The sequence below is a fragment of the Burkholderia sp. F1 genome, assembly GCF_050813845.1.
GTDB classification, from domain to species: domain Bacteria; phylum Pseudomonadota; class Gammaproteobacteria; order Burkholderiales; family Burkholderiaceae; genus Burkholderia; species Burkholderia ubonensis.
On sequence record NZ_CP172421.1, the window covers coordinates 3,945,298 to 3,970,293 of the forward strand.

At 68.2% G+C, this 24,996-nt stretch carries 22 protein-coding genes and 1 tRNA gene; 8 read left to right on the forward strand and 15 right to left on the reverse strand.

The genetic code is table 11. From position 1 onward, the window contains the following. Nucleotides 1-105: 105 nt before the first annotated feature. From ACFIMZ_RS18635 to rodA, 5 genes are all read left to right on the forward strand, one after another. Nucleotides 106-1,149 carry a rod shape-determining protein gene (locus tag ACFIMZ_RS18635; RefSeq protein WP_004189550.1) on the forward strand — a complete coding sequence of 348 codons (1,044 nt, stop codon included), beginning with the start codon at nt 106-108 and terminating at the stop codon, nt 1,147-1,149. Between the two features lie 126 nt (nt 1,150-1,275). Then, nucleotides 1,276-2,355 (forward strand): rod shape-determining protein MreC, encoded by a 1,080-nt coding sequence (mreC, locus tag ACFIMZ_RS18640; protein WP_431820811.1) that lies wholly within the window; start codon nt 1,276-1,278, stop codon nt 2,353-2,355. Further along, nucleotides 2,352-2,864 carry a rod shape-determining protein MreD gene (gene mreD / locus ACFIMZ_RS18645; protein WP_431820812.1) on the forward strand — a complete coding sequence of 171 codons (513 nt, stop codon included), beginning with the start codon at nt 2,352-2,354 and terminating at the stop codon, nt 2,862-2,864. The genes mreC and mreD overlap by 4 nt, the downstream gene beginning before the upstream one ends. Nucleotides 2,865-2,992: 128 nt before the next feature. Beyond that, nucleotides 2,993-5,269 carry a penicillin-binding protein 2 gene (gene mrdA, locus ACFIMZ_RS18650; RefSeq protein ID WP_431820813.1) on the forward strand — a complete coding sequence of 759 codons (2,277 nt, stop codon included), beginning with the start codon at nt 2,993-2,995 and terminating at the stop codon, nt 5,267-5,269. A gap of 11 nt (nt 5,270-5,280) precedes the next feature. Then, entirely contained in the window at nt 5,281-6,429 is a 1,149-nt protein-coding gene (gene rodA, locus ACFIMZ_RS18655) for a rod shape-determining protein RodA (RefSeq protein WP_431820814.1), read from the forward strand. 46 nt (nt 6,430-6,475) lie between these two features. Here the strand turns inward: rodA and ACFIMZ_RS18660 are convergent, their stop codons facing one another. From ACFIMZ_RS18660 to def, 14 genes are all read right to left on the reverse strand, one after another. Then, nucleotides 6,476-7,252: a tetratricopeptide repeat protein gene (locus ACFIMZ_RS18660; RefSeq protein ID WP_431820815.1), complete on the reverse strand. Its 777-nt coding sequence runs from the start codon at nt 7,250-7,252 to the stop codon at nt 6,476-6,478. Next, nucleotides 7,249-8,034 (reverse strand): HpcH/HpaI aldolase family protein, encoded by a 786-nt coding sequence (locus ACFIMZ_RS18665; RefSeq protein WP_431820816.1) that lies wholly within the window; start codon nt 8,032-8,034, stop codon nt 7,249-7,251. Before ACFIMZ_RS18665 ends, ACFIMZ_RS18660 begins: the two co-directional genes overlap by 4 nt. Nucleotides 8,035-8,278: 244 nt before the next feature. Further along, nucleotides 8,279-8,731, reverse strand: coding sequence for a 6-carboxytetrahydropterin synthase QueD (gene queD, locus ACFIMZ_RS18670; protein WP_010090320.1), 453 nt, complete (start codon nt 8,729-8,731; stop codon nt 8,279-8,281). 19 nt (nt 8,732-8,750) lie between these two features. Beyond that, entirely contained in the window at nt 8,751-9,383 is a 633-nt protein-coding gene (gene queE, locus ACFIMZ_RS18675) for a 7-carboxy-7-deazaguanine synthase (protein ID WP_431820817.1), read from the reverse strand. 69 nt (nt 9,384-9,452) lie between these two features. Then, on the reverse strand, nt 9,453-10,187 hold the full coding sequence (queC, locus tag ACFIMZ_RS18680) for a 7-cyano-7-deazaguanine synthase QueC (protein ID WP_042586588.1): 735 nt from the start codon (nt 10,185-10,187) through the stop codon (nt 9,453-9,455). Nucleotides 10,188-10,490: 303 nt separating this feature from the next. After that, nucleotides 10,491-10,566 (reverse strand) — tRNA-Phe (locus tag ACFIMZ_RS18685). Nucleotides 10,567-10,627: 61 nt separating this feature from the next. Continuing rightward, complete coding sequence (gene esaR, locus ACFIMZ_RS18690; RefSeq protein WP_431820818.1) at nt 10,628-11,329, reverse strand: response regulator transcription factor EsaR; 702 nt, start codon at nt 11,327-11,329, stop codon at nt 10,628-10,630. Next, nucleotides 11,330-13,771 (reverse strand): sensor histidine kinase EsaS, encoded by a 2,442-nt coding sequence (gene esaS / locus ACFIMZ_RS18695; protein WP_431820819.1) that lies wholly within the window; start codon nt 13,769-13,771, stop codon nt 11,330-11,332. Continuing rightward, nucleotides 13,761-14,351: a DUF4390 domain-containing protein gene (locus ACFIMZ_RS18700; protein ID WP_431820820.1), complete on the reverse strand. Its 591-nt coding sequence runs from the start codon at nt 14,349-14,351 to the stop codon at nt 13,761-13,763. Before ACFIMZ_RS18700 ends, esaS begins: the two co-directional genes overlap by 11 nt. Next, a complete protein-coding gene (gene rsmB / locus ACFIMZ_RS18705; protein WP_431820821.1) occupies nt 14,348-15,745 on the reverse strand; it encodes a 16S rRNA (cytosine(967)-C(5))-methyltransferase RsmB in 1,398 nt (465 codons plus the stop codon). Before rsmB ends, ACFIMZ_RS18700 begins: the two co-directional genes overlap by 4 nt. 193 nt (nt 15,746-15,938) lie before the next feature. Next, complete coding sequence (htpX, locus tag ACFIMZ_RS18710) at nt 15,939-16,796, reverse strand: zinc metalloprotease HtpX (RefSeq protein WP_321873644.1); 858 nt, start codon at nt 16,794-16,796, stop codon at nt 15,939-15,941. A gap of 107 nt (nt 16,797-16,903) precedes the next feature. Next, complete coding sequence (locus ACFIMZ_RS18715) at nt 16,904-17,545, reverse strand: LysE family translocator (protein WP_431820822.1); 642 nt, start codon at nt 17,543-17,545, stop codon at nt 16,904-16,906. 111 nt (nt 17,546-17,656) lie between these two features. Next, a complete protein-coding gene (fmt, locus tag ACFIMZ_RS18720) occupies nt 17,657-18,640 on the reverse strand; it encodes a methionyl-tRNA formyltransferase (protein WP_431820823.1) in 984 nt (327 codons plus the stop codon). A gap of 35 nt (nt 18,641-18,675) precedes the next feature. Beyond that, nucleotides 18,676-19,179: a peptide deformylase gene (gene def / locus ACFIMZ_RS18725; protein WP_010090310.1), complete on the reverse strand. Its 504-nt coding sequence runs from the start codon at nt 19,177-19,179 to the stop codon at nt 18,676-18,678. A 185-nt stretch (nt 19,180-19,364) separates the two neighbouring features. On the opposite strand from def, the gene dprA reads away from it, so the two are divergent. The 3 genes from dprA (at nt 19,365) to ACFIMZ_RS18740 (ending at nt 23,779) form a co-directional block, all read left to right on the forward strand. Continuing rightward, nucleotides 19,365-20,570 (forward strand): DNA-processing protein DprA, encoded by a 1,206-nt coding sequence (gene dprA / locus ACFIMZ_RS18730; RefSeq protein ID WP_431820824.1) that lies wholly within the window; start codon nt 19,365-19,367, stop codon nt 20,568-20,570. Between the two features lie 40 nt (nt 20,571-20,610). Next, nucleotides 20,611-20,991, forward strand: a complete 381-nt coding sequence (locus ACFIMZ_RS18735; RefSeq protein WP_431820825.1) for a thioredoxin family protein — start codon at nt 20,611-20,613, stop codon at nt 20,989-20,991. A 190-nt stretch (nt 20,992-21,181) separates the two neighbouring features. After that, complete coding sequence (locus ACFIMZ_RS18740) at nt 21,182-23,779, forward strand: DNA topoisomerase III (RefSeq protein ID WP_431820826.1); 2,598 nt, start codon at nt 21,182-21,184, stop codon at nt 23,777-23,779. Nucleotides 23,780-23,892: 113 nt separating this feature from the next. Here ACFIMZ_RS18740 and ACFIMZ_RS18745 read toward each other — a convergent pair whose 3' ends face one another. After that, complete coding sequence (locus ACFIMZ_RS18745) at nt 23,893-24,942, reverse strand: LysR family transcriptional regulator (protein WP_431820827.1); 1,050 nt, start codon at nt 24,940-24,942, stop codon at nt 23,893-23,895. Nucleotides 24,943-24,996 lie beyond the last annotated feature (54 nt).

Sequence of the window (24,996 nt, forward strand, 5' to 3'; positions counted from 1 at the left end):
GCGCCGCGGCGGCCGCTTCCGCCACGATCCGAGGCTGTTATTTTTTCCGCTGCCGCCCTCAGCGCTCGCTATGCAGGGTCGGCCCAGAGCGAAACAGGATTCTGAATGTTCGGTTTTTTGCGCAGCTACTTCTCCAACGATCTGGCGATCGACCTCGGCACCGCAAACACCCTGATCTACATGCGCGGCAAGGGCATCGTGCTCGATGAGCCGTCCGTCGTGTCGATCCGCCAGGAAGGCGGCCCCAACGGCAAGAAGACGATCCAGGCGGTCGGCAAGGAAGCCAAGCAGATGCTCGGCAAGGTGCCCGGCAACATCGAGGCGATCCGCCCGATGAAGGACGGCGTGATCGCCGACTTCACCGTCACCGAGCAGATGATCAAGCAGTTCATCAAGACGGCCCACGAGTCGCGCATGTTCTCGCCGTCGCCGCGCATCATCATCTGCGTGCCGTGCGGCTCGACCCAGGTCGAGCGCCGCGCGATCAAGGAAGCGGCCCACGGCGCGGGCGCGTCGCAGGTCTATCTGATCGAGGAGCCGATGGCGGCCGCGATCGGTGCCGGCCTGCCGGTGTCGGAAGCGACGGGCTCGATGGTCGTCGACATCGGCGGCGGCACGACCGAAGTCGGCGTGATCTCGCTCGGCGGCATCGTCTACAAGGGCTCGGTGCGCGTCGGCGGCGACAAGTTCGACGAGGCGATCGTCAACTACATCCGCCGCAACTACGGGATGCTGATCGGCGAACAGACGGCCGAGGCGATCAAGAAGGAAATCGGCTCCGCGTTCCCCGGCTCCGAAGTCAAGGAAATGGAAGTGAAGGGCCGCAACCTGTCGGAAGGCATTCCGCGCAGCTTCACGATCTCCAGCAACGAAATCCTCGAGGCGCTCACCGATCCGCTGAACCAGATCGTGTCGTCGGTGAAGATCGCGCTCGAGCAGACCCCGCCGGAACTGGGCGCGGACATCGCCGAACGCGGGATGATGCTGACGGGCGGCGGCGCGCTGCTGCGCGACCTCGACCGCCTGCTCGCGGAAGAGACCGGCCTGCCGGTGCTTGTCGCCGAAGATCCGCTCACCTGCGTGGTGCGCGGTTCGGGCATGGCGCTCGAGCGCATGGACAAGCTGGGCAGCATCTTCTCGTACGAGTGATCGTCTAGGCAGTCTTCCTGACATGACGCACCCGCGGCGTGGCCGGCTCGCTCGTTTAGAACGAACCGCCGCGCCGTTTGCGCGTCTGAGCATCATTTAACCGATCATTCGCGCCCGGCGCCGACCATGGAATACAGTCCGCCGCCCCTCTTCAAGCAAGGTCCGCCCGCCCTCGCGCGGCTCATTTTCTTCGTCACGGTCGCCATCGCGCTCCTCGTGTCGGACGCGCGCTTCAACACGCTCGAAATCGTCCGCGGGGTGCTCGGCACCGTGCTGTATCCGCTGCAGCGCGTGGCGCTCGTGCCGCGCGACCTGTTCATGGGCGCGGCCGAAATCGCGACCAGCGGCGCCACGCTCCGTCACGAGAACGACCAGTTGCGCGCCCGCAACCTGCAACTGTCGACGCAGGCCAACCAGGCCGCCGTGCTCACGCAGGAAAACGCGCATCTGCGCGCGGTGCTCGAGCTGCGCCAGCATATCGCGACGCAGTCGACGCCCGTCGAGATCCAGTACGACACCGCCGACCCGTTCACGCAGAAGATCGTGATCGGGCAGGGCATGCAGCAACGCATCCAGGACGGCGCGCCCGTCGTCAGCGAGGACGGCGTGGTCGGCCAGGTCACCCGCGTGTTCCCGCTGCAGGCCGAAGTCACGCTGATCACCGACCGCGATCTCGCGATTCCGGTCCAGGTGCTGCGCACCGGCCTGCGCAGCGTGATCTACGGCACCCCGCGCGGCGATTCGCTCGACCTGCGCTTCGTGCCGACGAGCGCCGACGTCGTCGCCGGCGACGAGCTCGTCACGAGCGGCCTCGACGGCGTCTATCCCCCCGGCCTGCCGGTCGCGAAGGTCGTGCGCGTCGACAAGCTCGCCGACACCGCGTTCGCGCGCGTGATCTGCGCGCCGGTCGCGGCGGTGCGCGGCGCGCGCCAGATGCTGGTGCTGCACTACCAGAACGCCATTCCGCCGCGCCCGGCCGAGCCGGAATCGGCCGACAAGAACGCGAAGGGCGGCAAGAAGGCCGCGAAGGGCGCCGCCAAGGGCGAAAAGAGCGAAAAGAGCGAAAAGGGTGACAAGGCCGACGCGGGCGCGAAGCCGGCGACCGGCGCCGCGGCCCAGCCCGGCGCGACGCCCGCGCCGGCTGCGCCTGCGGCCCCTGCCGCAACGGCCAAGCCCGCCGCCGGGCAATCAGGAGCCCAGCGATGAATCGCCCGCAATACATCCTGCAGCCGGTCAACCCGTACTTCATCGTCTTCAGCCTCGCCGCCGCGTTCCTGCTGAACCTGATGCCGTGGGGCCACCTGCCCGGCGTGCCCGATTTCGTCGCGCTCGTGCTGCTGTTCTGGAACATCCACCAGCCGCGCAAGGTCGGGATGGGCGTCGCATTCGCGCTCGGCATCCTGATGGACGTGCACGAAGCGGGCCTGCTCGGCGAGCATGCGCTCGCCTACACGCTGCTGTCGTACGGCGCGATCACGATCCACCGCCGCGTGCTGTGGATGCCGATCGGCGTGCAGGTGCTGTATGTCACGCCGCTCCTCGTCGTCGCGCAGCTCGTGCCGTTCGTGATCCGCCTGCTGATGGGTGCCGCGTTCCCGGGCTGGCGCTACCTGGTCGACGGTTTCGTCGAGGCCGCGCTGTGGCCGATCGCGAGCCACCTGCTGCTGATGCCGCAACGCCGCCCGGTCGATCCGGACGACACGCGCCCCATCTGAGCCGCAGCCGCGCCGCCAGGACCCCGCCTTGAACTCCCGCCGCCCTTTCGCCCGCCGGCCGCGCCACGGGGCGGCGCCATGCCCGTCGCGCGAGCGTGCCGCGCGCGGGTCCGATCGACCGTAACCGCATGACCGAATTCAACGACACCCAACAACAGCTCTCGAAGTTCCGCCTGCGCGTCGCGGCGGCGGGCGTGTTCGTGTTCGTCTGCTTCGGGCTGCTCGCGAGCCGCTTCTTCTACCTGCAGCTCTGGCAGCACGGCAAGTACGCGCTGCAGGCCGAGGAAAACCGCATCTCGGTGGCGCCGATCGTGCCGAACCGCGGCATCATCACCGACCGCAACGGCGTCGTGCTCGCGAAGAACTATTCCGCTTACACGCTCGAAATCACGCCGTCGAAGCTCACCGACACGCTCGAGAACACGATCGACAAGCTCGCGACGATCGTCCAGATCGACGCGCGCGACCGCCGTCGCTTCAAGAAGCTGCAGGAAGACTCGAAGAACTTCGAGAGCCTGCCGATCCGCACCCGGCTCACCGACGACGAAGTCGCGCGCTTCACCGCGCAGCGCTTCCTCTTCCCCGGCGTCGACGTGCGCGCGCGGCTGTTCCGCCAGTACCCGCTCGGCACGACGGCCGCGCACGTGATCGGCTACATCGGCCGCATCTCGAAGCGCGACCAGGACCGGATCGACGCGATGAGCGACGACAACGACAGCGACCCGGAGCACTACGATCCGCGCCGCGACGCGAACAACTACAAGGGCACCGACTACGTCGGCAAGATCGGCGTCGAGCAGAGCTACGAGACCGAGCTGCACGGCCTGACCGGCTTCGAGGAAGTCGAGGTGACGGCGGGCGGCCGACCGGTGCGCACGCTGTCGCGCACGCAGGCGACGCCCGGCAACAACCTCGTGCTGTCGCTCGACATCGGGCTGCAGCAGGTCGCCGAGCAGGCGTTCGCCGGCAAGCGCGGCGCGCTCGTCGCGATCGAGCCGAAGACGGGCGACGTGCTCGCGTTCGTGTCGTCGCCGAGCTTCGACCCGAACTCGTTCGTCGACGGGATCGACCAGCAGACCTGGGACGAGCTGAACAACTCGTCCGACAAGCCGCTGCTGAACCGGCCGCTGCACGGCACCTACCCGCCGGGCTCGACCTACAAGCCGTTCATGGCGCTCGCGGGCCTGACGCTCGGCAAGCGCACGCCCGGCTGGGGCTTCCAGGATCCCGGCTACTTCACGTTCGGCGGCCATACGTTCCGCAACGACGTGCGCTCGGGCCAGGGCTGGGTCGACATGAACAAGGCGATCATGGTGTCGAACGACACCTACTTCTACATGCTCGCCCGCGACCTCGGCGTGAACGCGATCGCGAACTTCATGAAGCCGTTCGGCTTCGGCCAGATCACCGGCATCGACATCCAGGGCGAGGCGCGCGGGATCCTGCCGTCGCCGGACTGGAAGCGCAAGACCTTCAAGAAGGCCGCGCAGCAGAAGTGGTTCGACGGCGAGACGATCAGCCTCGGGATCGGCCAGGGCTACAACTCGTTCACGATCCTGCAGCTCGCGCATGCGACCGCGACGCTCGCCAACGACGGCGTCGTGATGAAGCCGCACCTCGTGAAGGAAGTCGAGGATCCGATCTCGCGCGGGCGCCACCTGACCGTGCCGAAGGAAAGCGACACGATTCCGCTCAAGCAGTCGGACATCGAGGTCGTGAAGCGCGGGATGGAGAACGTGATCGAGAACCCGTCCGGCACCGCGTACAAGGTGTTCCGCGGCGCGCCGTACCTCGCCGCCGGCAAGACCGGCACCGCGCAGGTGTTCTCGCTGCAGGGCGGCAACTACAAGGGGCACCTGCTCGCCGAGCACCTGCGCGATCACGCGCTCTTCATCGCGTACGCGCCCGTCGACCATCCGCAGATCGCGCTCGCGCTGATCGTCGAGAACGGCGGCTGGGGCGCGCAGTCCGCGGGCCCGATCGCGCGCCGCGTGCTCGACTTCTACCTGGTCGAGCGCCAGAAACCGGAGAACGAGGCGGCCGCCGTGGCCGCCGCGGCGTCGGCGACCGAGCCGGTCAACGCGCCGGTGGTCGGCGACGTGTCGAAAGCCGTCACCGTCGCGGCCGGCTTCAGGATGCTGCCGCAGCCGGTCGTGCCGGGCGCGGCCAGCGCGGCGGAAGCGGCGTCGGGCGCATCGGCGCCGGGCGCGAGCGCCGCCGGGGTTGCCGCGCCCGTCGTGGCAAGCGCCGCGGCGCCGGCCGCCGCGAGCATGCCGCCATTCCGGCGCATGCCGCATCGGCCGCACAAGCCGGCCGGCGACGCGCAGCCGCTCGCCGCCGCGCCGCGCAACGACAACCGTGCAGCGCCCCCCGCGAAAGCGGCGGACGCGGGCACCGCTCATTGACGGAGAAAGGCATGCAATTCGACAAGCGCGCCTGGCTCGACAAGATCAAGCAGATGTTCGCGGGCTTCGACCGCCCGCTCGCCCTCATCGTGTTCCTGCTGCTGTGCGTCGGCATCGTCACGCTGTACAGCGCGAGCATCGACATGCCGGGCCGGGTCGAGGACCAGTTGCGCAACATCCTGCTGACGTTCGTGCTGATGTGGGTGATCGCCAACATCCCGCCGACGACGCTGATGCGCTTCGCGGTCCCGCTGTATTCGTTCGGCGTCGCGCTATTGATCGCGGTCGCGCTGTTCGGGATGACCAAGAAGGGGGCGAAGCGCTGGCTGAACGTCGGCGTCGTGATCCAGCCGTCCGAGATCCTGAAGATCGCGACGCCGCTGATGCTCGCGTGGTACTACCAGCGCCGCGAAGGCGGCGTGCGCTGGTACGACTTCATCGCCGCGTTCGGCATCCTGCTGGTGCCGGTCGGGCTGATCGCGAAGCAGCCGGACCTCGGCACCGGCCTGCTCGTGTTCGCGGCGGGCTTCTTCGTGATCTATCTCGCGGGCCTGTCGTTCAAGCTGATCGTGCCGGTGCTCGTCGCCGGCGTGATCGCGGTCGGCTCGATCGCGGTGTTCGAGGAGCGGATCTGCCAGCCGGAAGTGCAGTGGCCGCTGATGCACGACTACCAGAAGCACCGCGTCTGCACGCTGCTCGACCCGACGTCCGACCCGCTCGGCAAGGGCTTTCACACGATCCAGGCGGTGATCGCGATCGGCTCGGGCGGCGCACTCGGCAAGGGCTACCTGAAGGGCACGCAGGCACACCTCGAATTCATTCCGGAAAAGCACACCGACTTCATCTTCGCGGTGTTCTCCGAGGAATGGGGCCTCGCCGGCGGCCTCGTGCTGCTCACGCTGTACATGGCGCTGATCGCGCGCGGGCTGTACATCGCCGCGCAGGGCGCGACGCAGTTCGGCCGGCTGCTCGCCGGGTCGCTCACGCTGGCGTTCTTCGTCTATGCGTTCGTCAACATCGGGATGGTGAGCGGCGTGCTGCCCGTCGTCGGCGTGCCGCTGCCGTTCATGAGCTACGGCGGCACCGCGCTCACGACGCTCGGCATCGCGATCGGGATGATCATGAGCGTCGGCCGGCAAAGGCGGCTGATGAAGAGCTGACCCGCGCGGAACATCAAATCGAAGCGGCGCCTCGTGCGCCGCTTTGTCATTGCGGCGGCGCGCCGCGCTGGCCGCCTTCCGGCGCCGCGCCGGCACCGCCGCCGCTCGCCGGGCCCTGCGCCTTCACGCGTTCGCTGAGCTCCTTGAATTTGAGTCCCGCGGTCTCGTCGCCCTGCGCGGCCGCCGCCGCGTAGTACGCGCGCGCGATGTTCAGGTTCTGCTCGACGCCGTCGCCGCCGCGCTCGTAGAACGATGCGGTCACGTACTGCGCGGTCGGATCGCCCGCGTCGGCGGCCTGCTTGTACCAGACGAACGCCTGGCGGTTGTCGCGCGGCGTGCCGCGTCCGTCGAGGAACTGGTTCGCGAGCGCCAGCGCGGCCTGCACGTGGCCCTGCTTCGCCGCCTTCAGGAACCAGCGATGCGCCTCGGCCGGATTGCGCGCGACGAATTCGCCGTCATCCAGCATCCGGCCGTATACGTACTGCGCGTGCGACATGTTCGCGTCGGCCGCGCGCCTCAGCCAGCGCAGCCCCTCGTCGACGTTCGCCGTCACGCCCTCGCCCGTGATCAGCATCATCGCGTAATTGAACTGCGCGAGACGGTTGCCGCGCTCGGCCGCATCGTGAAACTGCACGAGCGCCGCCCGGAAATTGCCCGCGTTGTAATCGGCGATCGCGGACTCCGTCTCGCGCGCCGGCTCCGGCTGCGCTCGCGCGCCCTGTGCGAGCGCCGCGCCGCAGGCCGCATATAGGCCGAGCGCCGCTACGCCCGCCCGCAGCGCGCGCGCGCAGGTGCGGCGACACACGCCGGCGCTTGCGTTCATGACCGCACCTCCTGCAATGCCTGCCGCGTCGCGCGCAGCAGCCAGCTGACGTCGGCGGACAGCGAAATGACCCGGTAGCCGGCGTCGCGGTATTGCCGCGCCGCGGCCGTATCGGCCGCGTAGATGCCGACCGCGACGCCCGCTTGCCGGCCCGCCGCGAGCACGCGCGCCATCGCGGCTTCGACGACCGGATGCCGGATGTCGCCGAGATGCCCGAGGCTCGCCGCGAGATCGGCGGGTCCGATGAACAGGCAGTCGATGCCCGGTATCGCGGCGATCCGCTCGACTTCGTCGACGCCGCGCGCCGATTCGATCTGCACCATCACCGCAACCTGCGCGTTCGCCGTCTGCAGGTAATCGCGCCGCATTCCGAATGCCGCCGCACGCACCATGCCCGCCACGCCGCGCAGCCCGTCCGGCGATTCCGGCGACGGGTAGCGGGTGAGCCGCACCGCGTGCGCGGCGTCGTCCACGGTTTCGATGTTCGGAAACATCAGCGTGCGCGCGCCCGCGTCGAGCGCGCGCTTCACGAGCCACGGCTCCCGCGCCGGCACGCGCACGACCGGTTCGCTTGGCAGATGGGCGGCGGCCAGCGCCCGCAGCTGCGACGCGACGTCGTGGCTGTCGTTCGGCGCGTGCTCCATGTCTATGCAGAGCCAGTCGTAGCCGGCGTGCGCGAGCGCTTCGGCGGCGGCGTCGCTCGCGAGCGTCAGCCACAGGCCGTACAGCGGGTCGTCGCCGTCGTGCAGGCGTTGTTTGAGGGAATTGGTGAGCGTGCTCATCGAAACGGCCTCCAGACGGACGGGCATTCGAAAGGGACAAGCAACGGGCGGGACAGGGCGCGGACGCGCCGGGCTGCGCCGGCGCAGGGACGCCGACGCGTTTTGCGACGCCACGCAACGATCATAGCGCGGCACACGGCGGAATGTGGGAACGGGCGGAACGGAAAACCGCCAGCGGATTACCGCCGCGGTACGCCGTGGCGGCAGTCCGCGCCGACCGGGCGGGACTGCCGCGTCAGGAAGCTCAGCGGCCGGGCTCGCGCTCGACGTCGGCCCAGCAGTTCGGCGTTTCGTACAGGCGCACGCGCTCGAGGCGCAGGTTGATCCCGTAGTGCGCGTCGTAGACGTTCGCGAGGATGTCGAACGCGATCGCCGCGAGGTTCTCGACGGTCGGAATCCGGTCGATCACGACGGTCTTGTGATCGGCCATCTGCTCGAGGAACGAGCGCACGACCTCGTCGCGCGCGTAGACGAGAAACGCGTGATCCCACTTGCTGACCAGATGCTCCATCGCGAGCGCCTTCACGTCGGCGAAATCCATCACCATGCCGCGGTCGGGCGCGCCCTCGGTATCGACGAGATCGCCGCGCAACGTGATTTCGAGCACGTAGCGATGGCCGTGCAGGTTCCTGCACTGGCTGCGGTGATCGGGAATGCGGTGTCCCGCGTCGAATTCGAGTTTTCGGGTAATCAGCACGATGTCAAAAGCCGGTGAATCAGGGAATGTTCAGATATTTGTGCGTCTGCATCGACAGGCGCCACTGCGGATGGCGCTTGCACCAGTCGATCGCGAGCCTCGTGTTGAGGTCGCGCGACGGGCCGTCCATCGGTTGCACGAGGAAATAGTCGAAGTCGAGCTTCGCGTAGTCGGCGAGCCGCTGGTTGTCCTGCGGGATCACGACCTTCAGCTCGTTGCCCTTCGTGACGACGAGCGGCGCGTCGGCCTTCGGGCTCACGCAGATCCAGTCGATCGATTCGAGCACCGGCAGCGAGCCGTTGGTCTCGATCGCGATCTCGAAGCCCGCCGCGTGCAGCGCGTCGACGAGCGGCTGGTCGAGCTGCAGCATCGGCTCGCCGCCCGTGCAAACGACGAAGCGGTGCGCCTCGCCGTCCGGCCACAGGCTCGCGACCTGCGCGGCGAGCGCCGCCGCGTCCTTGAACTTGCCGCCGTTCTCGCCGTCGGTGCCGACAAAATCGGTGTCGCAGAAGCGGCACGCCGCCTCCGCGCGGTCTTCCTCGCGGCCCGACCACAGATTGCAGCCGGCGAACCGGCAGAACACGGCCGGACGGCCCGCGTTCGCGCCTTCGCCCTGCAACGTGTAGAAGATTTCCTTGACCGCGTAAGTCATCGTCCTGGATCCGGCTCGCGCCGCTCGTTCTCGATCAGTTCATCATTGTGCGCCGCCGGCGCGCGGGCGTCACAGCGGCGCTTCGGTCACGCGCTCGCCCTTCAGGTAGGCCTCGTAGCCGCGCTTGCGCAGCTTGCACGCCGGGCATTCGCCGCAGCCGAAGCCCCAGTCGTGCAGCTCCGCCCGTTCGCCGACGTAGCACGTATGCGTCTCGACGCGGATCAGCTCGACGAGCGCCTGGCCGCCGAGCTGCTCGGCGAGCTGCCAGGTCTGCGCCTTGTCGAGCCACATCAGCGGCGTCTCGAGCACGATGCGCGTGTCCATCCCGAGGTTCAGCGCGACCTGCAGCGCCTTCATCGTGTCGTCGCGGCAGTCCGGATAGCCCGAGAAGTCGGTCTCGCACATCCCGCCGACCAGCACGCGCAGCCCGCGGCGGTAGGCGATCGCCGCGGCGATCGTCATGAACAGCAGGTTGCGGCCCGGCACGAACGTGTTCGGCAGGCCGTTCGCCGACGTCTCGATCTCGATCGCGCGCGTCATCGCGGTGTCGCTGATCGCGCCGAGCACCGACAGGTCGATCATGTGATCGTCGCCGAGCCGGCCCGCCCACGCGGGAAACTGGCGCTTCAGCGCGTCGCGCACGCCTTCGCGACACTCCAGCTCGACGCGATGGCGCTGGCCGTAGTCGAAGCCGAGGGTCTCGACCGTCTGATAGCGTTCGAGGGCCCAGGCCACGCACGTGGCCGAGTCCTGTCCGCCGGAAAACAACACGAGCGCGCCGTCTTTAGCGTCTGTCCGAATCACCGTGATACTCCGTGAATGTGTAGGCTCGCGCCGCGCTGCGACCGGCTGTCGCCAGGCGGCTCGACCAGTATAGGCGGGGCCGCCTGCGTCAAGGACGACGGATGCTTATGCTGCCCATCGAGCGGCATCGGCGCCGCACACCGGCGCGATGCCGGACCGCCCGCTTCGCAATGCACGCGAAGCGACGCGCTAAGTCATTGAGCGGGCACGGATTTTATCACGTCACCGTGAATGCCGCCGGACACGCGCGCCACCACAAACGAAAAACCCCAAGAATCTGGCGATTCTTGGGGTTCGAAATGCTGGTGGCCTGGGACGGAATCGAACCATCGACACGCGGATTTTCAATCCGCTGCTCTACCAACTGAGCTACCGGGCCAACGAAGAAGAGAAAGTATATCGAGGTATCTGGCGTTGCGCAAGGACTTTCGTGAAGTTTTTTACACGAGGCCTTCCGGCGGCTTCTTGCCGAGCTCGACGCCGAGCTGCTTGAGCTTGCGATACAGGTGCGTGCGCTCGAGGCCCGTCTTCTCCGCGACGCGCGTCATGCTGCCGTTCTCGCGCGCGAGGTGATACTCGAAGTACGCGCGCTCGAACGCGTCGCGCGCCTCGCGCAACGGGATGTCGAACGGAATCGCCGCCGTCTGCCCCGCGAGGCCGAGCGTCGCGGCCATGTCGTCGCCGAGCGTCGGCAACGCGGCCGCGGACGCGATCATCGCGGGCCCCGCAGCCGGCCCTGCTCCCGCCTTCGCCACCGCGTTGACGGTCGCCGGCGCCGCGCCGCGCGCGAGCCCGTGCTCGACCGCCTTCAGCAGCTTCTGCAACGCGATCGGCTTCTCGAGGAAATCGAGTGCGCCGATCTTCGTCGCCTCGACGGCCGTATCGATCGTCGCATGCCCGGACATCATGATCACGGGCATCGTCAGCAGCCCCTGCGCCGCCCATTCCTTGAGCAGCGTGACGCCGTCGGTATCGGGCATCCAGATATCGAGCAGCACGAGATCGGGCGTCTGATTCAGGCGGTAGTCACGCGCGGCCTGCGCGTTCTCCGCCGCCTCGACGACATGTCCTTCGTCGCTGAGGATCTCCGAGAGCAATTCCCGGATGCCCATTTCATCATCTACCACCAGGATGGTTGCCATTTACGCTGCCTTTGTCTGCACACTTGCTTTTGTCTTTGCGGGGGCCGGCCTTCCGGGGGCGGGCCTTCCGGAGGCCGTCCCGCCCTGCACGCCACGCTCGGCGTCCGGCGCATCGCTCGCCAGCTGCAGGAACAGGATCGACACCTGCGCACCCTCGACGGCCTCGCCGTGCATGCGATTGCGCAGATCGATCCGCGCGCCGTGCTCGTCGACGATCTTCTTCACCGTAGCCAGCCCGAGGCCCGTGCCCTTCGCCTTCGTCGTCACGTAAGGCTCGAACGCGCGGGTCAGGATGCGCGCCGGAAAACCCGGGCCGTTGTCGGACACGGTCAGGCGAACCGCGACACGCGTTTTGCCCTCGGTGTCGGGATCGCCATATTCTACTGTCTTGGTTTCGATCAACACACGCGGCTGCGCGACTTCCGCAACCGAATCCTGCGCATTCTGCAGCAGGTTGTGGATCACCTGGCGCAGTTGCGTCGCGTCGCCGCGAATCACCGGCAGCGGCGCGAGCTCGACGACGATCGTGCTCTTGCCTTCGCCGACGCCGTAGAGTCCGAGCACCTCGCTCACCAGTTCGTTGAGCTGCAGGTTCGCGAGCACCGCCGGCGGCGTGCGCGCATATTCGCGGAAATCGTCGACCATCCGCTTCATCGCCGCAACCTGGTTGACGATCATCGTCGCGCCGCGCTTCAGCACGTCCGCATCGGTCGGCGCGAGCTTGTCGGACAGCTTCATCTGCAGCCGCTCCGCCGACAGCTGGATCGGCGTCAGCGGGTTCTTGATCTCGTGCGCGAGCCGCCGCGCGACTTCGCCCCACGCAACCGAACGCTGCGCGGAAATCACGTCGGAGATGTCGTCGAACACGACGACGTAGCCGGACGTCTGCGGATCGTCCGCCTGTCCTTCCACTGTCAACACGAGACGCGTGCCGCGCACGAGCAGCGTCAGCGGATCGGCTTCGCCCGGCACTTCGACCGCGAACTGCTGCTGCCAATGGCCATGATCGCCGCTGCCGCCGTCGGACGCCGCCTCGCGATCGGCGAACGCCTTGCGCACCATCGCGCCGAATTCCGCGACGACGCCGACCTGGTCGAGCGTCGTGCCGATCAGCGCATCGAACGGCTGCCGGAAGATCCGCTCGGCGCCGCGGTTCGCGGTCGTCAGCCGGAACTGGCGGTCGAGCACGAACACGCCCGCGGTCAGGTTCGCGAGGATGCTCTCGAGATAGGTCTTCGAATGCTCGAGCGCGATGCGGTTGTTCTCGACCGCGAGCCGCGCCTCGGACAGCTGGCGGGTCATCGCGTTGAACGCCTGCGTGAGGAAGCCGAGCTCGTCGCGCGACTTGATCTCGCGCTTGGGCGTGTAGTCGCCTTCCGCGACTTCCTTCGTCCCCTGCGCGAGCAGGAACAGCGGCCGCGCGAGCTGCTGGCCGAGCGCGAGCGCGAGCATCATCGCGATGAAGGTCGCGAGGAACAGCGCGAGCGTCAGCGTGCCGATGTACATCTTGCGCAGGCCCGTGCGGCCAAGCGCCTTTTCCTGGTATTCGCGATACGCGCGCTGCACGGCGTCCGCGTTGTGCGCGAGCGTCGGCGGCACCGGCTGCGTGAGCTGCAGGAAGCGCTCGGCCGGCTGCAGCAGCGACATGGACGCATCCGGGATGGGCCGCACGACGCGCAGCCGCAGCGCGCCCTTCGCGCCGTGCGCATGCGGATCGCCGTCGACCTCGCCCTCGATCGCCGCGTACACGCCGCGTTCGCGCGCCTGGTTCAGCATCAGCGGCGTCGGCAGGTCGTCCGGGATCAGTGCCGCGAAATTGCCCGACGCCTGCGCGACGATGTGCAGGTCGGGCGCGGCGCCCGGGCCGCTGCGGCCGGGCTCGACGATCGTCGCGTCCTGCACGCCGAACTGGTCGCGCAGGCGCAGCAGCGTGAGCGTCGTGCCGTTCGTGTTCGTATCGGCGCTCGCGAGCTGGTCGGACATCAGGCGCGCCTTCGTCTGCAGGTCGGACAGCGACGCGTCGAGCATCCCGCGGCCGAGGTTGAGGCCGGCGGTCAGTGCGGTTTCGACGTTCACGTCGAACCACGATTCGATGCTGCGCGACACGAACTGGTACGACACGATGTAGATGATGCCGCCCGGCACGACGCCGACGAGCGCGAAGAATACCGCGAGCTTCGCGAGCAGCCGCGTGCCGAACTTGCCCTTCCTCAGACGCACGACGATCATGCCGATCAGGCCGAGCACGACGAGCAGGAACACCAGCGCGACGACGATGTTGGTCGCGTAAAGCCACGAGTAGTAGCGGTCGAAGAATTCGGTGTTCGCGCTCGCGGCCGCCAGCAGCACGAGCAGCAGCAGCGCGGTGAGTGCAACGGTAGAAACGATCACGCGCACGAGCAGGCTCCTCCCGCTGGCCGCGCGGCGCACTTTATTTAGCACGTTCGGTCACCGTGAAGGTAAAGCGCTTCCAGTCCGACCCGAGCGTCCAGTCGCGGTTGTTCACCGCGTCGACCTGGAACGGCTTCGGCATCAGCGCCGTATCGAGCTGCATCCGCACCGAGGCCGTGTAGGTTTCGCCCTGATGCACCTGGTTCCGGTCGATCACGTGCCACGACGTGACGTGCTTGATGACCGCGAGCGCGTCCTTCAGCGTGCCGAAGCCGAGCTGCAGGCCGCCCGTCGATACGCGGTATTCGCGCGTGAGCGGCTGGAACGACAGGCGGATCGTCTGCGACACCGACACCGGCTGTTCGTCGAACCAGTACCAGCGCGCGCGGCCCAGCTCGAAATCGGTCGTGAAGTAAAGCGGGATGCCCTTGTTGACGGCGTCCTCGAGGTTCGAATTCAGCTCGAAGTCGAAGCGGGCGTCGAGGCTCCAGCCGCTGCCGTCGGACTGCAGCGACGCGCGCTGCACGGCGATCGATTCGGCGCGCGCCGGCCTCGCGACTGCGAGGCACAGGGCCAGCGCGACCATCAGCACGGCCGCGAGCCGAAGTGGAAAAAGGTGTTTGATCGTCACCGTTTCTGAAACCGCGCGTAGAAGAATCCGTCGTGATCGGTGTTCTGGTCGGGACCGGCCGCGCCTGCCTGCGCCCCGCCCGAGGCGGCGCGCGGCAGCAGCTGGCCGGGCGCGTCCAATCGTACCGCATCTTCACTGGCCGCTTCAAACCAGCGCGCCTGCAGCTCGCCCTCTTCCGGAAAGATCGAACAGGTCACGTACAGCAGTTCGCCGCCCGGCTTCACGAGCGGCCACAGCGCCGACAGGATGCGGCGCTGCTCGGCGACGAGCGCCGGAATGTCGGCCTCGCGGCGCAGCCAGCGAATGTCGGGATGACGGCGCACGATGCCGGACGCCGAGCACGGCACGTCGGCGAGGATGCGGTCGAACGGCCGGCCGTCATGCCATTCGCCGGGCGCGCCCGCGTCGCCGACGCGCACGTCCGCGACCAGCGACAGCCGCGCGAGATTCTCGCCGATGCGCGTCGCGCGGGTGGCGTCGCTTTCGAGCGCAACGACTTCCGCGTCGGCGAGCTCGAGGATATGCCCGGTCTTGCCGCCGGGCGCTGCACAGGCGTCGAGCACGCGCATCCCGTCGGCCGCGCCGAGCCATTCGGCGGCGAGCTGCGCGCCCGCGTCCTGGACGGAGACGACGCCGTCGGCGAAGCCCGGAATTCGTTCGACCGGCAGCGGCGTGGCGAGCCGCACCGCATGCTTGCCGATCGCGGCCGCGTCGATGCCGTGCGTGCGCAGCGTGTCGAGATACGCGTCGACGGTCGTGCGACGCGCATTCACGCGCAGCGTCAGCGGACCGGGACGGTCGCCGGCCGCGAGAATCGCCTGCCAGCCGTCGGGCCACGCGGCCTGTACCGCGTCGCGCCACCACGCACGGTAGTTCCAGCGCGCGACCGGATCGTCCCGCATCGCCGCGACCTGCGCATCGCGCTCGCGCAGGAAACGCCGCAGCACCGCGTTGACCATCCCTTTCGCGAACACAACTTCGCGACGCGCGCCGATCGCGGTCACGGCCTGGTCGACGACGGTAAATGCCGGATACGCGGCGGCGTCGCCTTCATCGAGCAGCAGCGCGATCGCGCACGCGAGGATGGCATGGACATGCGCGGGCGGCGCCTTGCCGACGAGTCGGCCAATCAGCCAGTCGGCGCTGCCGAGGCGGCGCATCGTCCGGTAGGCGACGTCCTGCGTCGCGCCGCGCGCCAGCGCCTGCGCGCCGGACGGCATCCCCGCAAACACCATCGCCAGCGCGGCCGGCAGCGCGTTGCCGCGGCGCACCGCATCGACCGCCTGCGCGGCCGCATCGAGCGCGAAGCCGAGCGACTCGGGCGCAAGATGCAGTGCGGACAGGCGAGCCAGGCGGCCGGACGAAGGTTTGGCGGAGGTGCGGTTTCGTGTCATCGGATCGAGGCGTCGGCAAGCAACGGGAGCCGCGGCGGCTGCGTGGCCGCCGCGATCCCAAACCGCGCATTGTAGCGTGGGAGCATGCACGCCCCTTTTCGGGACGCACCAATGGAACACCCCGCAGCGCAACGCATGCGGGGTGAGGTCGAGCGTGCGCGTCCAGTGGCCACGCACGAGGCGACAGGGAGGCTTAGTCGAAACGGCCCGTGCGCGCCATTTCCATCAGGCGCGCGATGCGCTCCTCGGTGGCCGGGTGCGTCGAGAACAGGTTCTGCAGGCCGCCGCCGTGCAGCGGGTTCATGATCATCATCTGCGCGGTGGCCGGATGCTCCTCGGCCGCCGGGAACGGGATGCCCGCCGCGTAGCGATGGATCTTGTCGAGCGCCGACGCGAGCGCCTGCGGATCGCCGGAAATCTGCGCGCCGCCGCGGTCCGCCTCGAACTCGCGCGCCCGCGAGATCGCCATCTGGATCAGCGCGCCGGCGATCGGCGCGAGCAGCGCGACCGCAATGCCCGCGATCGGATTGGCCGGACGGCCGTTCTCGTCACGCCCGCCGAAGAACATCGCGAAATTCGCGAGCGCCGAGATCGCGCCCGCCATCGTCGCGGTGATCGTCGAGATCAGGATGTCGCGGTGCTTCACGTGCGCGAGCTCGTGCGCCATCACGCCGCGCATCTCGCGCTCCGACAGCACGCGCAGGATGCCGGTCGTCGCCGCGACGGCTGCGTGCTCGGGGTTGCGGCCCGTCGCGAACGCGTTCGGCGCGTCTTCGTTGATCAGGTACACGCGCGGCATCGGCAGGTTCGCGCGCGTGGCCAGCTCGCGCACCATCCGGTAGAACTGCGGCGCCGTGTTCTCGTCGACTTCCTGCGCGTTGTACATGCGCAGCACCATCTTGTCGGAGAACCAGTACGAGAAGAAATTCATGCCGAGCGCGAACAGCAGCGCGATCGTCATGCCGCGCGAACCGCCGATCATCCCGCCGATCACGATGAACAGGGCCGTGATCGCGGCCATCAGCATCGCGGTTTTGACCCAATTGAACATACGTCCACTCCTTATCCGAATGCAGCACCCGCCGGATGCCTCAAGAGGGCGCGGCGAAAAAATTGTAAGCGATCTGTTAGATAAGTGCGTATTGGAAAAATTCAATCTCAGCGCTGCGAAGTCGCAAGCCTGAGGCCGAGCCCGACGAACGCGCTGCCGACCGTGCGGTCGAGCCACTTCTTCACGCCCGGCTTGCCGGAAAAACGGCGCGTCACGCTGCCCGCGACCCACGCGAGCAGGCTGTTCCAGATCGTGCTCATCACGACGAACACCGCGCCGAGGGTCAGGAACGCCAGCGCCTTGTGCGCGCTGTCCGCCGACACGAACTGCGGGAAGAACGACACGAAGAACAGCACGACCTTGGGGTTCAGCACGTTCGTCCAGAAGCCCTGCATGAACAGCTGGCGCAACGGCTTGGCGGCCGCGACCGGCGCAGCCTGCGCCGTGTGGGCCCCGGCCGCCGGCTTCGCGAGGATCATCCGCACGCCCAGGTAGATCAGGTAGGCCGCGCCCACCAGCTTGATCACCGTGAACGCCGTGGCCGACGCGGCCAGCACCGCGGTCAGGCCGAACGCGCAGGCGAGCGCGTGCACGCAGCAGCCGGCGGAGATGCCGAGCGCGGACATCAGCCCCGCGCCGCGGCCTTGCGCGACGCTGCGGCCGATGATGTACGCGGTGTCGGGCCCCGGCGTGACGTTCAGCAGGAACACCGCCAGGAGAAAGAAGCCGAAATGGGTGATGCCAAGCATGGAAACCTCGGAGCCGGGAAAGCGCAAGGAAATTCTACGCGCGCGCGCCGTGCGTTGCGACTCGGCCGTTCGGCCGATTGCGCGCCGCCGGCAAGCCGTGTCGAATGACGCTCATGATGCGTCGGGAAGCGTGAACCGCTGGCCCGCGGCCAGCGGCGCGCCGGCCAGGAATTCGCGCGCCGGCAGCCGCTTGCCGCCCGGTTTCTGCAGCTGCGTGACGCACAGTGCGCCGCTGCCGCACGCAACGATCACGCCGTCCGGGCCCGCGTCGACGATCGTCCCCGGCGCCGCGTCGCCGCGCGCGTCCACGGGCGCCGCCGCCCACAGCTTGAGCGCCGCGCCGTCGAGCGTCGCGACGCCGCCCGGGAACGGATCGAACGCGCGCACCCGGCGCGCCAGCACGTCCGCGGGCTCGCGCCAGTCGAGCGCGGCCTCGTGCTTGCCGATCTTCTCCGCGTACGTCACGCCGTCGGCCGGCTGCGGCGCCGCCGGCAGGCTGCCGGTCCGCTCAAGCTGAACCAGCGCGTCGACGATGAGGCGCGCGCCTTCCGCGGCGAGCCGGTCGTGCAGCGTCGCGGTCGTGTCGTCGGGTGTGATCATGACGCGCGCGTCGTGCAGCATCGCGCCGGTGTCCAGCCCGGCGTCCATCTGCATCAGCGTGACGCCCGTCTGAGCGTCGCCCGCCTCGATCGCGCGATGGATCGGCGCGGCGCCGCGCCAGCGCGGCAGCAGCGACGCGTGGATGTTGATGCAGCCGTGGCGCGGGATGTCGAGCACCTCCTGCGGCAGCAGCAGGCCGTATGCGGCAACCACCATCACGTCGTGCGGGGTCTCGCGCAGCAGCTCGATCGCTTCGGCCGCCTCGGCCGGGTACTTGCCCGCGCGGCGCAGCGACGAAGGCTGCGCGACGGGCATGCCGTGCTCGACGGCATAGCGCTTCACGGCGCTCGCCTGCAGCTTCATTCCGCGCCCGGCGGGGCGGTCGGGCTGCGTGAGGACGAGCGGCACGGGAAAGCCGGCCTCGTGGATCGCGGCGAGCGCAGCCGCGGCGAATTCCGGCGTGCCGGCGAAAATGACGCGCAACGAATGTGTCATGACAACGGATCGGGGTCAGGCAGGGCGAACACGCGTCACATCGCGCGTTCGAGTTTCTTCATCTTCGACTTGATGCGGCTTTGCTTGAGCGGCGACAGGTATTCGACGAACACGCGGCCCATCAGGTGATCCATCTCGTGCTGGATGCACACGGCCAGCAGGCCTTCGCAGTCGAGCTCGAACGTCTCGCCCTTTTCGTCGAGCGCGCGCACGCGCACGCGATCCGGACGCTCGACTTCGTCATAGACGCCCGGCACCGACAGGCAGCCTTCCTCGTAGACCTGCTTCGCGTCGCTCGACCACACGAGCTCGGGGTTGATGAATGCGCGCAGCTCGCTCTTGTCTTCCGAGATGTCGATCACGATCACGCGCTCGTGCACGTCGACCTGCGTCGCGGCAAGGCCGATGCCCGGCGCGGCGTACATGGTTTCCGCCATGTCGGCGACGAGCTTGCGGATCCGGTCGTCGACCTTGTCGACGGGCTTGGCGACCTTGTGCAGCCGCTTGTCGGGGTAATGAATGATGTTCAGCAAAGCCATGGCGTTCGGTAATCGGTAAATCGGCGGTTCGCTTCGGCCATCCGGCCGACTGGTCCAGCCGCGAGGATGCAACGAAGATGAGGCGGATGCGTGGCGAATCAACGCCCGCGGATCACGCGACCTGCAACCGGCCGCGCGCCTGCGCGCAGCCTCATCGGATTATTTCGGATGATGAAAATTTTAACATGGCGACACGCGTCTCGCTGGCGGTCGCATTCGACGGTTTCCTCATGTCGCCGCACCCGCTGAGCGCCGCCGCGCTGCGCGCCTGGCTGCAGCTCGCCGAAGCGCCCGGATTGACGCCCGCGGTTCTGCGCGTGCTGCTCGACGCGTTCGGCTCGCCGCGCGCGCTCATCGACGCGCCGGACGACGCGATCGCCGCCGCGAGCAGCCCGGCGGCGGCGCAGGCCGTGCGCGCGAGCGAGCGTGCCGACCTGGACGCACGGGCCGCTGCGGCGCTCGCGTGGCGCGACGCGCCCGGCAACTGCATCGTCCCGCTCGGCGATCCCGCCTATCCGCCGCGGCTGCGCGACCTGCACGACCCGCCGCCGCTGCTATATGTAAAGGGGCGCGTCGCGCTGCTGCACGCGCGCGGGATCGCGATCGTCGGCAGCCGGCACGCCACGCCGCAGGGCCTCGCGGATGCGACGCGCTTCGCACGCATCCTGTCGGACGCCGGGCTCGCGATCGTCTCCGGGCTGGCGCTCGGCATCGACGGCGCCGCGCACCGGGGCGGGCTGGACGGCCGCTCGAGCACGATCGCGGTGATCGGCACCGGCGCCGATCTCGTCTATCCGGCGCGGCACCGCACGCTCGCGCACGAGATCGCCGCGCACGGCGCCATCGTCTCCGAGTGGCCGCTCGGCACGCCGGCCCGCGCCGCGCACTTCCCGCAACGCAACCGGCTGATCGCCGCCCTGGCGAGCGGCGCGCTCGTCGTGGAGGCCGCGCCGCGTTCCGGCTCGCTGATCACCGCGCGGCTCGCGAACGAATTGGGCCGCGACGTGTTCGCGATGCCGGGCTCGATCCACGCGCCGCTTGCGCAAGGCTGCCACGCGCTGATCCGCGACGGCGCGAAGCTCACCGCGACGCCCGAGGACGTCCTCGACGAATATGGGCTGAGCACGGAATCGCCGGGTGATGCTGTGCAGGCAGCGGCGACATCCGGCGACGCGGCCGAGCAGGCCGTCCTCGCCGCGCTAGGATATGGCCCCGTTACCTACGAATGGCTGGCCGAGCGCAGCGGCCTGTCCGACGACGCGCTGCACCGGGCGCTCCTCGCGCTCGAACTGGCCGGCCGCGTCGCGAGCCTGCCGGGCGGCCGCTTCGTCCGGCTCGGCGGCCCCGCCGCGCCGCAGCTTGCGCACGGCGTGCTACATTCCCCCGCATAGGGGCGGCTGCGCCGCCCGCCGACTTCATGCAAGGAAACCCATGCCTGCGCTGAATCTCGACACCGACGCGGATCGGATCGCCGAGCGCCTCCGCCATCCCGACACGCTGCTCGTCGCCTGCCTGTGCGCCGATTGGTGCGGCACCTGCCGCGAATACCGCATCGCCTTCAATCAGCTCGCCGACGCGCATCCCGAAGCCTGCTTCGCGTGGATCGACATCGAAGCGCATGCCGACAGGCTCGACGACCTCGACGTCGAGAATTTCCCGACGATCCTGATCGAGGATGCCAACGCCGCGCGCTTCTTCGGCACGGTGCTCCCGCACGCGGCCATCGTCGAGCGGATGCTGTCCGACCTGACCGCCCTGCCGGGCGTGCCGCATGCACCGAAATTGCGCAACATCCTGAACGTCGAGGCCTGAACCGAGTGCCGGTGCCACGGTATTTCGCGCGAAAGCGTGTCCTGCTGCGCCGCACGCTTGCCGCCGTCACGGCCCCCCACTATGATGAGCCGCTTTTTGCACGCCGAGCCGCCGTCGCGGCGCCGTGTGCTATAAAGCCGTCGTAAAAGGGACCCACAACCGGCAAACCCGGTCTACCACACACACAGTCATGTCCAAAGCTCTGATCATTGCGGAAAAGCCTTCTGTCGCGAACGACATCGCGCGCGCTTTGGGTGGCTTTACGAAGCATGACGAATACTTCGAGAGCGACGAGTACGTCTTGTCGTCCGCTGTCGGCCACCTGCTCGAAATCGCGGCCCCGGAAGAGTACGAGGTCAAGCGCGGCAAGTGGAGCTTCGCGCACCTGCCCGTCATTCCGCCGCATTTCGACCTGAACCCGATCGCCAAGAGCGAGTCGCGCCTCAAGGTGCTGACCAAGCTGATGAAGCGCAAGGACGTCGACCGCCTGATCAACGCATGCGACGCGGGGCGCGAAGGGGAGCTGATCTTCCGCCTGATCGCGCAGCACGCGAAGGCGAAGCAGCCGGTCCAGCGCCTGTGGCTGCAGTCGATGACCCCGCAGGCGATCCGCGACGGCTTCGCGCACCTGCGCAGCGACTCCGACATGCAGCCGCTCGCCGACGCGGCCCGCTGCCGCTCGGAAGCCGACTGGCTCGTCGGGATCAACGGCACCCGCGCGATGACCGCGTTCAACAGCAAGGGCGGCGGCTTCTTCCTGACCACGGTCGGCCGGGTTCAGACGCCAACCTTGTCGATCGTCGTCGAACGTGAAGAGAAAATCCGCCGTTTCGTCCCGCGCGACTACTGGGAAGTGAAGGCGGCGTTCGCGTGCGCGGGCGGCTTCTACGAAGGCAAGTGGTACGACCCGAAATTCAAGCGCGACGAATTCGATCCGGAAAGGCGCGACTCGCGGCTCTGGAGCCCGCCTGCCGCCGAGACGATCGTCGCGGCCTGCCGCGACCAGATCGGCACCGTCAGCGAGGAATCGAAGCCGTCGACGCAGCTGTCGCCGCTGCTGTTCGACCTGACGAGCCTGCAGCGCGAAGCCAACAGCCGCTTCGGCTTCTCCGCGAAGAACACGCTCGGTCTCGCACAGGCGCTGTACGAAAAGCACAAGGTGCTGACCTACCCGCGTACCGACGCGCGCGCGCTGCCGGAAGACTACATCGCGACGGTCAAGTCGACGATGGAGATGCTCAAGGAGAGCCACAACTACCTGCCGCATGCGAAGCAGGTGCTCGACAAGGGCTGGGTGAAGCCGAACAAGCGGATCTTCGACAACTCGAAGATCAGCGACCACTTCGCGATCATCCCGACGCTGCAGGCGCCGAAATCGCTGTCCGAGCCGGAACAGAAGCTCTACGACCTCGTCGTGAAGCGCTTCCTCGCCGTGTTCTTCCCTGCCGCGGAATACAAGGTCACGACCCGGATCACCGAGGTGGCCGGCCATCACTTCAAGACCGAGGGCAAGGTGCTCGTCGAGCCGGGCTGGCTGCAGGTGTACGGCCGCGACGCCGAAGGCGCGGACGCGAACCTCGTGCCGGTGCAGAAGGACGAGAAGGTGAAGACGGACGAGATCGCCGCAGTGGCGCTCGTGACGAAACCGCCGGCACGCTACTCGGAAGCGACGCTGCTCTCCGCGATGGAAGGCGCGGGCAAGCTGGTCGAGGACGACGAGCTGCGCGAGGCGATGGCCGCGAAGGGGCTCGGCACGCCGGCCACGCGCGCGGCGATCATCGAAGGGCTGCTCGGCGAGAAATACCTCGTGCGCGAAGGCCGCGAGCTGATCCCGACCGCGAAGGCGTTCCAGCTGATGACCCTGCTGCGCGGGCTCGGCGTGAAGGAACTGACCGCGCCGGAGCTCACCGGCGAATGGGAATACAAGCTGTCGCAGATGGAGCGCGGGCACCTCGCGCGCGACGCGTTCATGCAGGAAATCGCCCGCATGACGCAGCAGATCGTCAAGCGCGCGAAGGAATACGATTCCGACACGATCCCCGGCGATTACGCGACGCTCGAGACGCCGTGCCCGAACTGTGGCGGCCAGGTGAAGGAAAACTACCGGCGCTTCGCGTGCACGAAGTGCGAGTTCTCGATCTCGAAGATTCCGGGCAGCCGGCAGTTCGAGATCGCGGAAGTCGAGGAGCTGCTGCAGAAGAAGGAAATCGGCCCGCTGTCCGGTTTCCGCAGCAAGATGGGGCGGCCGTTCTCGGCAATCCTGAAGCTCTCGCTCGACGACGAGACGAAGAACTACAAACTGGAGTTCGATTTCGGCCAGGACCAGGGCGGCGAGGAAGGCGAGGCGCCGGACTTCTCCGCGCAGGAGCCGGTCGGCGCCTGTCCGAAGTGCAAGGGTCGCGTGTTCGAGCACGGGATGAGCTACGTGTGCGAGCACTCGGTCGCCAACCCGAAGACCTGCGACTTCCGCTCGGGCAAGGTGATCCTGCAGCAGGAAATCACTCGGGAGCAGATGGGCAAGCTGCTCGCCGACGGCCGCACCGACCTGCTGCCGAACTTCAAGTCGTCGCGCACCGGCCGCAACTTCAAGGCGTACCTCGTGAAGCAGCCGGACGGCAAGATCGGCTTCGAGTTCGAGAAGAAGGAGCCGAAGGCGGCAGCGGCGAAGAAGACGGCGAAATCGGCGACGAAGGAAGCCGAAACCGTGACGGAAGGCGCCGACGAGAAGCCGGCGCCGGCCCGCAAGACCGCCGCGCGCAAGACGACGACGCGCAAGACCGGCTCGTAAGGGCTTGCCGCCCGGCGCACCCGGCGCCGGGCCCGCCAACAAAAAACGCGGATCGAGCGATCGATCCGCGTTTTTTCATTGCGCGGCGATTCGATCGCCGCCCCGCCCCCGCGTTACAGCGGCGACGGCACGGCAACCCGCGACCGCGGCGAGCGCGGCAGGCGCGACGAAACCTTCGAATCGACCGCATCCGGCCGCTCGGGGCGCATCTCGACGCCGATCGGCGCCGGCGCGACGCCCTGCGCCGCCCACTGCTCGCCCATCATCGCATCGGTCGAATGGCTGAAATGCTCGACAAGGTGGTCGATGAACGTGCGCACCTTCGCCGGCAGGTGGCGGCGGCTCGGGTACGCGATGTTGATCTCGACCTGCGGCAGCCGGAAATCCGGCAGCAGCCGCACGAGCGCGCCGCGCGCGATGTCGCTGCCGATCAGGTAGCTCGGCAGGATCGCGACGCCCATCCCGAGCAGCGCAAACTGGCGCAGCATCGCGGTGTTGTTCGCGACGACCACGTTGGTCGGCCGCACCCGCACTTCGCCGTCCGGCCCCGTGAACACCCGGTCGTCGCCCCAGTATTCGCTCGGCAGGCTCAGGCTCGGATGCTCGGCGAGATGTTCCGGATGCGTCGGCACGCCGTGCTTTTCCAGATAGCTCGGCGTCGCGCAGACGGTCATGCAGCCGGTGGTCAGCCGCCGCGTCACGATGCTCGCGCTGCGCATCTGGCGCGTCACCACGATGCCGACGTCGAAGCCTTCCTCGACCAGGTCGACCTGCCGGTCGACCAGCGTCAGATCCGGCACCACTTTCGGAAACTGCTCGGTATAGGTCTGCAGCACCGGCGCGAGGTTATGCAGGCCGAACACGACCGGCGCAACGATGCGCAGCGTGCCGACCGGCTCGTGGTTACGGGCGACGACCATCTGCTCGACGTCTTCGAGTTCGTCCAGAATCTGGCGCGCGCGCTCCAGATACACCTGGCCGGACTCCGTCAGCGAAAGGCTGCGCGTGGTGCGATTGAGCAGGCGCGTGCCGAGACGGCCTTCCAGATCGGCGACGTGACGGGTCGCGACCGCGTTGGAGATATCCATTGCACTTGCGGCCCGCGCGAAACTTCCGAGATCCGCAACCTTGACGAACACTCGCATCGACTGCAAATGATCCATAAACGACTCCTGCCGCTGTTACCGCTTCAAAAAGATGAAGCAAATGCGTAATTC